We start from the raw sequence: 12,029 nt of genomic DNA on the forward strand, positions 1-12,029 counted from the left end.
TTCAGAAAATTTATTTTGTTAAATAGTGATTGGCTTACTACATTTTAAAAGAGAATTGTATAATTTAAGCGCATCTGAAGACGTAACTCAAAGTTTTTTAGATATTAAGAGAAATAGATATTATGACTTTCGAACCGGATAATGAATGGGTCGAGAACAGTAACGTTTACGCGTTCATGACAAACAAAGGGCTTGCTAACTTAGATCAATTCATAAAATATACTTATGAAAACTATAAATTCTGGGAAGAGTTCGTAGATTTAATTAATTTGAAATTTTATAAAAAGCATGAGAGAATCCTAGATCTTTCAGACGGAAAACAATGGGCAAAGTGGTTTGTAGGAGGTAAGTTAAACATAGGAGACCAAATTCCAGAAAGCTCCGAAGTATTCATAAAATGGATGGATGAAAATCTAAATTCTAGGAAAGTAACTTACAGTGAAGTACTTAGCGAGGCAAAGGCAATCTCCAGCTGGCTGAAGAAGATTGGACTAAAGAAGGGGGATAGAGTTGCGATATACATGCCAATGATTCCGGAAATTGTTTCAGTAATGTTGGGCGTTATAAGGGCTGGTATGGTAATTGTTCCTCTATTCTCAGGATTTGGACCGGAGCCTATAAGAGTTAGAGTAGAGGACAGCGAGGCAAAGGTAATATTTACTGTAGATAAGAGTATTAGAAAAGGCAAGGAAGTGGACATGCTTAGCAATCTTGAAGGAATTAATGCTGATAAAGTAGTGCTGAACCGTTCTGGAATAAAGGGAGATTTCCACGATTATAAAGACGTCATAAGGACTGGGGGAGACGGGCTAGAACATACAGATTCCGAAGATCCTATGATGATAATATATACTTCTGGTACTACAGGAAAACCTAAGGGTTGCGTTCATACTCACGACGGCTTTCCGATAAAGTCTTCTGCTGATATATATTTCCAGTTTGACATGAAGAAAGGTGAAACGCTTATGTGGATTTCAGACATGGGCTGGATGATGGGACCTTGGAACCTGTTCGGTGCCCTTCTGCTAAAAGGTAAGATGGGGATGATTGAAGGCTATACGGACGGGAGAGTTATATCCAAGTATATAGAGGATATGAAAGTCGATATTTTAGGGCTTTCAGCAAGCTTAGTTAGATTATTGAGGAGTACGGATAATAGCATAAAGTTAGACGTTAGGCTTACTGGAAATACTGGAGAACCCATAGATCCGGAGAGTTGGTATTGGTTGTTTACTCATTCCGAGAATAAGCCTGTTATAAATTATTCTGGAGGGACTGAGATTTCCGGAGGTATCCTTGGTAATTACGTGATAAACAAGATAAAGCCGTCATCATTTAACGGTGCGTCTCCTGGAATTCACGCTTCAGTATTTACTGAAGATGGGAAGGAAGCTCCACCAAATACGGAAGGAGAGCTCGTTATTCTGAGCGTGTGGCCTGGAATGACCAGAGGTTTCTGGAGGAGTCCAGAGAGATACATAGAGACGTATTGGTCGAGGTGGGAGGACGTTTGGGTTCACGGGGATTTAGCCATCAAAGATAATGAAGGCTATTTTTACATTGTAGGTAGAAGTGACGATACAATAAAAGTTTCCGGAAAAAGAGTAGGTCCTGCAGAAATAGAGAGCGTCATAAATTCCCACCCTGAAGTAGTGGAATCTGCATGCATTGGAGTACCAGACCCTGTAAAGGGAGAAAAAATTATATGTTTTGCAGTGCCTAGGGGTAACGTAAGCGGAGATGAATTGCTAAAATACGCTGAAGAAAAGTTGGGTAAAGCGTTTTCACCGTCAGAAGTGAAAATAGTTGGAGAGCTACCAAAAACGAGGAACGCTAAAATAATGCGCAGGTTAATAAGGGCTATTTACTTAAATAAATCATTAGGGGACACTTCTTCCCTTGAGAATCCATCATCACTGGATGAAATAAAAAAGGTAATTAGAAGATAGAAAAAGAAGAAATAAGTAGTTCTTCTATTTAAATTACTTGATTTTCTTTCCTTATTTTTTCTAAAGTCTTTAAAGCCTCATTGACGTGATTTGCGGGATTTAATTGTGATTTATACACATGCCTTATAATCCCTTTTTTATCGATTACGAAAGTCACTCTGTCAGGTAATATGAAACCTTTAGCGCCGTATAACTCCCTTATCCTCTGGTCTGGGTCACTAATTAAAATGAAAGGAAGTTTGTATTTCTCCTTAAACCTCTTGTGAGACTCTACGTTGTCTGAACTTACTCCTATTACTACTACGTCATAATCCTTAAGCAAATCCCAGTTGTCCCTAAACGCGCAAGCTTCTCTAGTACACCCTGGAGTATCATCCTTAGGATAAAAATAGAGCACAATATTACTCTTTCCTAAGAAATCTTCAAGGGATATTTTATCCCCGTTGTCTGTCACTCCTTCAAATATAGGTGCCTTATTTCCAACTTTTACCATAAATAGATATATCTTTCTAAATTAAAAAAGTTAATTAAGAATAAGATTATTCGAATGGGCTCTTCTTTAGCTCTTCTTTAAGTTCCTCCAATATTTTCGCGTCATCTAAGGTAGAAATATCTCCCGGATTCTCATCGTTGACTACAGCCTTTAACAGCCTCCTCATAATTTTCCCGCTCTTGGTTTTAGGCAACTTCTTAATGAACACTATCCTATTTACAATGTATCCTGCGTTCCTGCAATAGTTCTTAATGTCATTCCTCAGTTCGTCTCCTGGCTCAACTCCTTGCTTTGGAACTACGAATGCTACAATATTACTCCCTTGTCCTATTACTGCTGCCTCAGCTACTTGAGGGTGTGAAACTATTACGCTCTCAACTTCCAAAGTCCCTATCCTCTCCGTTTCGGACTTAATTACGTCATCTGCTCTACCTAGTACGTAAAGGTAACCTTCTTCGTCTACGTAACCGTAATCACCGGTGTAAAAATAGCCTGGGAACCTTGACCAGTACTTCTCAATAAGTTTCTCGTGATTAGGATCGTTCCACATCTTAGCCTCTGCAGGGTTTAAAGGCTTTAACACAATGTATCCCTTTTGCTTAGGAGGTAATTGTTTGCCTTCATCGTCAACTACTAGGAAATAAGAGCTAGGAAACTGTATTCCGGCAGATCCAGGCTTATAAGGAATTTCTCCTAAGCCGTAAGGAGTACCGGCAATTGGGCATAAGTGCTCAGTCATCCAGTAGGCATCAGCTATCCTAACGTTAGGTAAGTTTTCATTTAACCAATTCCATGCTCCTATGTTAAGTGGTTCTCCGGTATTAAGTATTTCCCTCAAACTGGACGTATTTCCCTTCACTGACTCTTCTCCTAAGCTCTTTAAAGTGTAAAGAGTCGTAGTCGAACTCCACACAAGGCTGACGTTAAATTTCTCAATAATTCTTGAAAATAAGTCCCTCTTGTTGGCAATGTACCCCTCAAATAAGACTCCTGTTAATCCCATTATCGGAATCACGTATAAGTTAGCCATTGGCCATACTGGCCATCCTAATTCTGAAATGGTCCACCAAGTGTCGTTTTCAGTAGGGTTAAACAATGCTCGGAAAGCCCAATTTAAAGCTATAACGTAACCCCCGTTAGTATGGTATAAACCCTTAGGTCTCCCGGTAGTTCCTGAAGTGTAATAAATTGTAGCAGGCTCATTGGCTTCTACTTCCTCCGGTTTTATGAAAACTTTACCTTTAGGTTTAACATCCTCATAAGCAACGTCTCTGTGTCCTATAACGTTAAAGTCAGAAAATCCCCTTGATATAACCAGAACTTTCCTTAAGGGAGTTGAATGGAAGTCCAGAACTTTGTCTACGAAATCCTTAATCCTTATTTCATTGCCGTTCCTAAAAGCCTTTGAAGCTACTACCAAGACCTTTGAATTACAGTCGTTGAACCTATAAGAAAGAGTCTCTTCACTCAAGCCTACGTAATGAATTGCTAATACTGCACCAAGTCTGTGTACCGCTAAGGAGAAGTACACAGCCTCAGGAATGCTAGGCATTAAAAGAGATACTACGTCTCCCTTCTTTACACCTAGCTGACTTAAAACGTATGATGCTTTATTAACTTCTTGGTATAAATCGTAATAAGTAACTTTCTTAGAATCAAGGTTCTCATTTACCCAATAGAAAGCTACCTTATTCCTCAACTCAGGTAAGTGTCTATCTACTGCGTTATATGAGATGTTTGTAATTCCTCCGACGAACCACTTGTCCTTTGGAGGATTACCTTCTATAATTTCCTCAGGTTTTCTAAACCAGCTAATGTAATTAGCCTTATCCTTCCAGAAAACGCTTGGGTTTTCAACTGCTGATTTAGCCATTGACCTAATTTGATCTAAGGAATAAATTTTCCAGCTCATCATTAGAATTTTTATTTAACTAATTTATATACTTTAGTTTTCATTGATAAGTGATTTTAAAAACATAAGAAATTAAGTAAACATATGAGTGAAATAGATCTCATAACCAAATCATTAAGGGAATTCTTAAAGAGGGAAGTAGAGGGCATTGCGGGGAAAATAGATAAAGAAGATTTTTACCCCAGAAACACAGTAATGCAATTAGGAGAGTTAGGTTACCTAATCCCGATTTACAGTAATTTGTCCCACTATGACATGTTTACCACACTTGAGGAAATTGCGAAAGTAAGTGGTTCATTGGCTTTAATTGCAGACGCCCAAGGAGAGCTGGCAGGAGAGATGATAAGGCTTTACGGTAATGAAAGCCAGAAAAAGGAATTCCTTGAACCGATGAGTAAAGGAGAGATTATAGGGAGCTTTGCGCTAACAGAGCCCTCCGGAGGAAGCGACATAGGTTCAATGAGTACTAGGGCAGAGAAGAAGGGATCGTGGATAGTGAATGGACATAAAATGTGGATAACTCAAGGACTTTACGCAGACGTATTTGTTACTGTAGCAAAGACTGGGAATTCAAGAACTGACTTATCTGTCTTTATAGTCCCAAGGAGTAATTGCGTGGAAACTCATAAGATAGAAGTAATGGGAAATAGGGGTACTGGGACAGCTGAGGTTATATTTCACGAATGTGAAGTCACGGAGGAAAACGTAGTAGGCGAGGTAAATAACGGCTGGAAAATGGTCAATTCAGTATTGGAAGTAGGCAGGTTGGCAATATCCGGTATTGCAATCGGTTTAGCTGAGAGGGCGCTGGAGGAAGCCTTTAGCTGGGCAAACTCTAGGACTGCTTTTGGAAACAAATTATACAGCTTTCAAGGGCTAAGGTGGTATTTTGCAGACTCGATAGCTAAAATCAACTCAATAAAGGCTTTGACAAAGGAAGTTAGTAGGAAGTTTGATGAGAATTCTAAGGATAAAGGAGTTTTCGTTTCCATGTTAAAACTGTTATCAGCAAACATAGCTCAAGAAGTGATAGACTCGTCCCTCCAAATTTTCGGAGGGTTAGGTTATGCGAAGGGAACTGTGGTAGAAAGGATTTTCAGGGATATAAGGTTAATGAGGATAGGTGAAGGTAGTGACGAAGTGCAGAGGCATATTATATCAAAATACTCTGAGAAATACGGTATTCCTATATTAGATTAAATTTTATAAATATTATGTTTATTATAATGTTAATAATATATCAAAAGTTAGAAAGCTTTAATAAATTAGGAGAGGTAAAATTAAGCAGGGGGATATTTTGAACCAAATAGCAATTATAGGTACAGGGTGGTACGGCTTTAGACCATCAACCCCAGAAGTATCTTTTAGAGAAATGGTTTTTGAGGCAGCAACAAGAGCTTATCAGGATGCAGGCGTAAACCCAAGGAATGACGTAGACTCTTTCATCTCATGTCAGGAAGATTTTTGGGAAGGAATATCAATAAGCGATGAATTTGCACCGGACCAAATAGGCGGAGCGTTGAGACCTACAATGACAGTAGCAGGAGATTCACTACAAGGGCTAGCACACGCATTTATGCACATAAATTCTGGAGTAGCTGATGTAGTAGCTGTAGAAGCACATTCAAAGGTAAGCGATATATTGACCTACAGCGATATAGTAAAGCTATCCATGGACCCAGTTTACGTTAGGTCAATAAACCCTCAAAACCTCCACTTCATTGCAGGGTTAGACGCAGTGAAGTTCATGGAGAGAAAGAAAGTATCTAGAGAAGACCTAGCAATGGTAGTAGAGAAGAACAAAGTTGCAGGACTCTCTTCTCCTAGAGCTTCGTATGCAAGCAAAATATCTTATCAGGACGTAATTGACAAGGACTACGTAGTATACCCTTTAACTGAACTTGACATAGCTCCATTAGTTGACGGGGCAATAGTAATGATAGTATCAACAGAAGAAGTGGCAAAAAAGCTGAAAAAAGACGATTATGTTCTGGTTAAAGGAATAGCTTACGCTACAGACTCTGCAAACTTGGAGACTTCAGAACTGGGTAAGGCTAACTACATGAGGATTGCCTCAGACCTCGCATATAAAATGGCAAACGTTACTTCACCCAGGAGGTATTTTGACGCAGTCTTCGTTGACGATAGGTACAGCTATAAAGAACTGCAACATCTGGAAGGCTTAAAGATTTCAGAAGACCCTTCAAGGGATTTAAATGAAGGGAACTTCTCACCTCAAGGAGAAATCCCGGTAAACCCATTGGGAGGGCATTTAGCTAAAGGAGTCCCACTGGAAGCTTCCGGATTTTCATTACTTTTGGACGCAATAGACTACATTAAACAAGGAAAAATAGAAAGGGCATTAGTTGGTTCTTGGAGGGGAGTTCCCACATTTACGGGTTCGGTTGTGGTGGTGGAAAAGCCATGAAGGTAAATATGTACTTAAATAAAAGGGTAGCAATAGTAGGGGCAGGGTTAACCCTGTTTAGGAGGAGGTTACTGGAGACTCCTCAGGAAATAGCATGGGAAGCGTCAAGGAAAGCTTTAGATGAAGCAGGATTAGAATTAAAGGACATAGACTGCATAGTAATAGGCAGTGCCCCAGATGCGTTTGACGGTGTACACTTAAAGGGGGAATACTTGTCCCACGGCTCTGGAGGGATAGGAAAGCCAGTAAGTAGAGTATACGTAGGAGGTGCTACGGGAGTTATGACTGCAATAGCTGGTTGGTACCACGTTGCCAGCGGGATGTGTCAGAAAGTTTTAGCTGTAGCAGAAGAGAAAATGAGCCCAGCAAGGCCCCATCCTCAGTCGGTGTTCAAATACATATGGGATCCAATTTTGGAAAAACCCCTCAATCCGAACTTAATATGGATATTTGCAATGGAGATGCACAGATATATGGCTAAATACGGGATAAAGAAGGAGGAAATTGCTCTGGTCTCAGTTAAAAATAAGAGAAATGCTATGAACAATCCTTATGCACAGTTAGGGTCTAACATAACTGTAGACGACGTTTTGAACAGCGAAGTCCTAGTCTGGCCTGTTCAACTTTTAGACGTCAGTCCAGTAAGTGACGGAGGAGCTGCAATAGTTCTAGCCTCTGAGGACGTAGCCAGAAGATATACTGATACTCCTGTTTGGGTAGAAGGAGTAGGTTGGACTCTGGACAACACTGAATGGCCTGCTAGGGATTTATCTTATGCTAGGTATGTTGAGTTTGCTGCAAGGATGGCTTATAAGATGGCCGGCATAGAGAGGCCTAATAAGGAAATTGACGTAGTTGAGCCTTACGATCCTTTCGATTACAAGGAATTGCACCACTTGGAGGCATTGCAACTAGCTAAAAGAGGAGAGGCACCTACGCTTTTGAAGGAAGGGATCTTTGACATAGATGGAGATATTCCCAGCAGTCCCAGCGGAGGTCTATTGGGAGTAGGAAATCCTATAGCCGCAGCGGGCTTAATGAAAGTCGCCAGCATTTATTGGCAGTTGAAAGGAACTGCAGGGAAGATGCAGGTTAAGAAACCGGTTCATACTGGAGTTGCCCAGTCCTGGGGTGACTTAATGCAGGCTGGCACGGTTATAGTTTTACGTAATTAGAGGTGAGCAAATTGGTCACACCTTTAAAAGAGAACGAACTGGATAAACACGTAACAATCTCTTATAAGCCAAATGCAAAGTATTCATATACTGCAGGGCAAGCACAGAGTAAATATCTTCTCGGATTTAAAGAAGGTAAAATATACGGTAGGAGATGCAATAAATGCGGTAAAATATACGTCCCACCTAAAATGTACTGCGATGAGTGCTTCAGACCTACAGATGAATGGGTGGAAGTTAAGGATGAAGGAATAGTAATGACGGCTGTTGCCAGCTTCATAAGCTGGACTAGGGAGAGGTTAGAAGAGCCGGAAATAGTTGGCGTTATTAGGTTATTGCCTTCAGACGAGAGGGACTTCGTATATCCTGGAATATTCCACAGGATATGCACTTCTTATGAGGAAGTGAAAAATATGAGCATAATAGGTAAAAGGGTTAAGGCAGTTTGGAAGTCAAAGGAAGAAAGGAAGAGCAGTATAGAGGATATACAATGCTTTAAGGTGATCTAAATGTCCTGGGATAAGTCCGTAAAGGAAATTAAATGGAACGACGTAATGGAGACTGAAAGGTACGAGTATACTGTTGGTCCTGCAGGAGAGGAGTTCTTCAATGGATTAAAGCAAGGTAAGATTGTAGGTAGTAAGTGTTCAAAGTGCGGTAAGGTTTACGTTCCCGCTAGGTTTTACTGTGAGGATTGCTTCGTTAAGATCGATAACTACGTTGAAGTTGATAAGGGCTCTGCATACGTAGATTCTTATACCGTAATTTATAAGGACGATGAAGGACATGTGTTGGAGAAGCCGGTTTACATAGCGTTAATTAGGTTTCCAAATACTGTAGGAGGACTACTGTGCTATGCAGAAGGTAACGTTAGGATTGGTGCAAAAGTAAGGATAACAAACTTTGACTGGCCATTAAGAGTGATGGTAGAATAACTAAAGAAAAACTTGCTTTTTTATTTTCTAGTTCAAGGTATACATGAGGAAATTTATGGCGTACTGCTTGGCCACTTCCTCCAATCACCGAATTTCTTATCGTATTCAGGGCAACCTCTTCTATAATTAAATCCTCCTATCCAGTTCACGTTAACGAATGTGTTAAAGAAGAATTTCTCTCTACTGTTAGGCTCTTTAACATAATTCTGTAGTTCTTTAATTGCTCTCATCATCTCTTCCTTACTATTAAAGTACAGAATTATTACCCCCTTTGATAGTAAACTTACGGGGAATGGAAAGAAACCGTACTTTGCAACATAGTCCTTTATTTTGTCAATGAAATCCCCAACGGGAACGTTAAGTGATGATATAGGGATTCCCAGTTTATAACAATGCAGAGAATTTACGTGTTGGACACCATTCTCGTAGGCAAACCAACAATCCCTACATTTATCCCAACCGTTTATATGCTTCCACACTTTAAAACACCGAAAATTTCAGTCCGTTACTTTAAATGTCTCTACTTCAGCGTTGTCGTTAAATCTAACGTAAAATTTGAACTCATTTCCGCCACTTTTTGCAATACATGTCCTACCCTTATAGAAATTTCCATTAATTGTAATTTCATCAATCTTCTTCCATCCGGTCCTATTTTTAACTTCCTTTAGCATATTTTTAAACTCAGTAGCACAGACGTCACAGCAGAAGAATAACCTTTCGCCGTCTATTTCCTCGTAATAATCTCCCCAAGTAGCTCCGCATAATGCACAGCCACTTTCCTTATCTCCTGCTTTACTTCCATTAACCTGGATTTTCATTGTAATATCACCTTACTATCAAATTCCATTGCTCTTTCTAATCTTGCGGTTAAATACTTTGCGAAAGCGTCGAAAGATCTGAGTACTGTAACTTGTACCCTCTCCTCATCTTTGGAGTATTTATCTACAAGCGTTAGGGCTTCACCTGCATGGCTTTGATCCGCTTCATATCCTTCCCTTAAAAAGTCCTTAACCTCTTGAGGATAGTCGTTAGAAGTCAGTATTGCTTCATTGAAATAATGCATTTTTGCACCGTATTTTCTTAGTGTTTTATCGGCTACCAGCTCTAGGCTGTGCATTGCCGCAAGTGTTTCTACCCAATCCCTTTCAATTGCTATCCTCCTCCAAGTATTTATTGCAGTCTTAGTAGACGGTAATGGGGAATAACCCAATATTTCTTTCCTCGGCATACCTAAGCTTTCCCCCATCCTTAGCAGGAGTTCGTAATGTGAAGGCTTACCATTGTAACCAAAATATTCTACATTTATGTTATCTAATTCATATTTTACTACATCATCCTCATCTGTTTTGAAGATTATTTCAGATAGCACCTTAACCCAATTCTTAAGGAAGTGCTGATGCTCTATTACGTAACCTAAAAGTACAGCCCTATTAGGTTTCTGCATTGCTAAAATGAAAGGATGAGGATTCTCACCGTAAAACTTTTGGATAAACTTTTCCCTTATCCAGGAACTTAACTCACCTCTTATGCTGAAGAATTCCTCTAGCATTTCCGAAAGCTTCTCAACATCTACTTCTTTTATGGTTAAGTTCCTATTTAACCACATTACGTGGGTCGCGTCACTTTTTCTCGTCAATGAATATAAGTGGCCAGCTACTTCCTTCCATTCCGTGGATCTATATTCGCATACGGGACAAATGGGCATAAGTTTTACTTAATTATTAAAAATATAAGTTTTTATTCATAAATTTCCTAACTTTAAAAATCATTGAAACAACACTTGGAAAGTTTAATTACGTTAGAACCAAAAATATAATTATGGAAGACAGACACGTCCCTCCTCTAGTTTTATCCTTTCCTCTCAGAAAACTTTTTGAGAATCCTTATAAAATCCTAACACCTTTCGTAAAAAGAGGAATGATAGTAGTAGACCACGGATGCGGTCCAGGATTTTATACAATACCTTTATCACACCTAGTAGGAGAGAAAGGCTTAGTTTACGCTGTTGATTCTAACGCAAAATCGATAAAAGTTCTCGAAGACAAGTTAAGAAAGAAAGGCATAAATAACGTCAAGAGTTTCGTATCCAGAAACATAAACTTCATTCCCTCAAACTCTATCGACTTTTTACTTTCAAAAGATGTTCTATGTTGCACTGTACTTCATAAGGAATCAGCGGAAGAGATAGAGAGAGTACTTAAACCCGGAGGAAAGGCATTTGTTACAATAAGGATCGGCAGGGGATCCGATCCAAGATCCCTTTCAGCAGGAGAATTCTTTTCCCTTTTCAATTATATAGAGAGAAAAGGATCTTCGAAGTTTCACGCTTGGGTTGTATTGCACAAGAGGTGATAAAAATGAAGGTAATCTACAAGAATGATGGAATCAATTCTTGGATAATTCTTAATAGAGAAGATAAGCTTAATGCTCTAGATATGGAGAGCTGGGCGGAATTAAGGGATTCATTGAGGAAGGCTGATGAAGATTCGTCAATAGCTATAGTCATAACCGGAAAGGGAAGGGCTTTCTCTGCAGGAGATGATATATATGCAATGGAAGGACTCTCCAGCGCTGATGAGGCTGAAAAGTTCTTTAATACTTTGTACTCTGCAGTAGAGGCTTTAATAGAAGTTAAAAAACCCGTAATTGCTCTGGTAAATGGTCTGGCTTATGGGGGAGGCTGTGAAATACTACTCCTTTCAGACATAGTCGTATCATCTGAAGACGCCGTCTTTTCCATCTCTGAGGGGAAGCTGGGCCTTATTCCTCCCATGGCTTGCGCTATAGGTTATAAAGCACTGGGAAGGAAAATTACAAGGCTCCTATTTACAGCTGAGGCAATAAACGCAATGGAAGCTAAAGAAATAGGACTTGTGGATTACGTAGTTCCTAAGGAGAAATTAATGGAACAGCTTAATGCAGTAATTAAAATGATTTCTCAGTTAGATCAAGATGCAGTTAGGTCTATGAAGAGTTGGACAAGGTTGGATTTGAAGATGATAGAGAAAGCAGTTAAAGAGCTTTCGATTTTGTGCTTAACTTCTTCAGCAAAGGATAGAATGAGCGATTTCATTTATAAACATGCTTCCTAAAGTTTTATAAGTAAAGTTATTTTTGCTAATTGCAAATCATATCTT

Annotated in this window: 13 protein-coding genes; 8 read left to right on the forward strand and 5 right to left on the reverse strand. The window is 39.5% G+C overall.

What is annotated here, in order from left to right; all coding sequences use genetic code 11:
• Window positions 1–122 precede the first annotated feature (122 nt).
• Entirely contained in the window at window positions 123–1,949 is a 1,827-nt protein-coding gene (locus HS5_RS02495) for an AMP-binding protein (protein WP_236752511.1), read from the forward strand.
• 28 nt (window positions 1,950–1,977) lie between these two features.
• Here HS5_RS02495 and HS5_RS02500 read toward each other — a convergent pair whose 3' ends face one another.
• On the reverse strand, window positions 1,978–2,442 hold the full coding sequence (locus HS5_RS02500) for a peroxiredoxin (RefSeq protein ID WP_236752512.1): 465 nt from the start codon (window positions 2,440–2,442) through the stop codon (window positions 1,978–1,980).
• 46 nt (window positions 2,443–2,488) lie between these two features.
• The gene (locus HS5_RS02505) at window positions 2,489–4,354 is read right to left on the reverse strand and encodes an AMP-binding protein (RefSeq protein ID WP_236752514.1); all 1,866 of its coding nucleotides are present in this window, start codon (window positions 4,352–4,354) and stop codon (window positions 2,489–2,491) included.
• 84 nt (window positions 4,355–4,438) lie between these two features.
• On the opposite strand from HS5_RS02505, the gene HS5_RS02510 reads away from it, so the two are divergent.
• The 5 genes from HS5_RS02510 (at window position 4,439) to HS5_RS02530 (ending at window position 8,892) form a co-directional block, all read left to right on the forward strand.
• Window positions 4,439–5,554, forward strand: a complete 1,116-nt coding sequence (locus HS5_RS02510; RefSeq protein WP_236752516.1) for an acyl-CoA dehydrogenase — start codon at window positions 4,439–4,441, stop codon at window positions 5,552–5,554.
• Between the two features lie 97 nt (window positions 5,555–5,651).
• Window positions 5,652–6,782, forward strand: coding sequence for a thiolase domain-containing protein (locus tag HS5_RS02515; RefSeq protein ID WP_236752518.1), 1,131 nt, complete (start codon window positions 5,652–5,654; stop codon window positions 6,780–6,782).
• Window positions 6,779–7,957, forward strand: a complete 1,179-nt coding sequence (locus HS5_RS02520; RefSeq protein ID WP_236752520.1) for a thiolase domain-containing protein — start codon at window positions 6,779–6,781, stop codon at window positions 7,955–7,957. Before HS5_RS02515 ends, HS5_RS02520 begins: the two co-directional genes overlap by 4 nt.
• An 11-nt stretch (window positions 7,958–7,968) precedes the next feature.
• Window positions 7,969–8,466 (forward strand): Zn-ribbon domain-containing OB-fold protein, encoded by a 498-nt coding sequence (locus tag HS5_RS02525; protein ID WP_236752521.1) that lies wholly within the window; start codon window positions 7,969–7,971, stop codon window positions 8,464–8,466.
• Window positions 8,467–8,892 (forward strand): Zn-ribbon domain-containing OB-fold protein, encoded by a 426-nt coding sequence (locus HS5_RS02530; protein ID WP_236752522.1) that lies wholly within the window; start codon window positions 8,467–8,469, stop codon window positions 8,890–8,892. It abuts the gene before it with no gap.
• Between the two features lie 53 nt (window positions 8,893–8,945).
• Here HS5_RS02530 and HS5_RS02535 read toward each other — a convergent pair whose 3' ends face one another.
• From HS5_RS02535 to HS5_RS02545, 3 genes are read right to left on the reverse strand one after another with little or no spacing between them, the layout of a single operon-like run.
• Window positions 8,946–9,371 (reverse strand): hypothetical protein, encoded by a 426-nt coding sequence (locus tag HS5_RS02535; protein ID WP_236752523.1) that lies wholly within the window; start codon window positions 9,369–9,371, stop codon window positions 8,946–8,948.
• An 18-nt stretch (window positions 9,372–9,389) separates the two neighbouring features.
• Entirely contained in the window at window positions 9,390–9,710 is a 321-nt protein-coding gene (locus HS5_RS02540; RefSeq protein WP_236752524.1) for a TA0938 family protein, read from the reverse strand.
• Window positions 9,707–10,597 carry a C2H2 type zinc finger domain-containing protein gene (locus HS5_RS02545; protein WP_236752525.1) on the reverse strand — a complete coding sequence of 297 codons (891 nt, stop codon included), beginning with the start codon at window positions 10,595–10,597 and terminating at the stop codon, window positions 9,707–9,709. The genes HS5_RS02540 and HS5_RS02545 overlap by 4 nt, the downstream gene beginning before the upstream one ends.
• A 113-nt stretch (window positions 10,598–10,710) precedes the next feature.
• Here HS5_RS02545 and HS5_RS02550 point away from each other — a divergent pair, with 113 nt between their 5' ends.
• Both HS5_RS02550 and HS5_RS02555 read left to right on the forward strand, forming a co-directional pair.
• Window positions 10,711–11,244 carry a methyltransferase domain-containing protein gene (locus HS5_RS02550; protein WP_236752526.1) on the forward strand — a complete coding sequence of 178 codons (534 nt, stop codon included), beginning with the start codon at window positions 10,711–10,713 and terminating at the stop codon, window positions 11,242–11,244.
• A gap of 5 nt (window positions 11,245–11,249) precedes the next feature.
• Entirely contained in the window at window positions 11,250–11,984 is a 735-nt protein-coding gene (locus HS5_RS02555; RefSeq protein WP_236752527.1) for an enoyl-CoA hydratase/isomerase family protein, read from the forward strand.
• Window positions 11,985–12,029: the final 45 nt, after the last annotated feature.

Source organism: Acidianus sp. HS-5 (assembly GCF_021655615.1).
Lineage (GTDB): Archaea > Thermoproteota > Thermoprotei_A > Sulfolobales > Sulfolobaceae > Acidianus.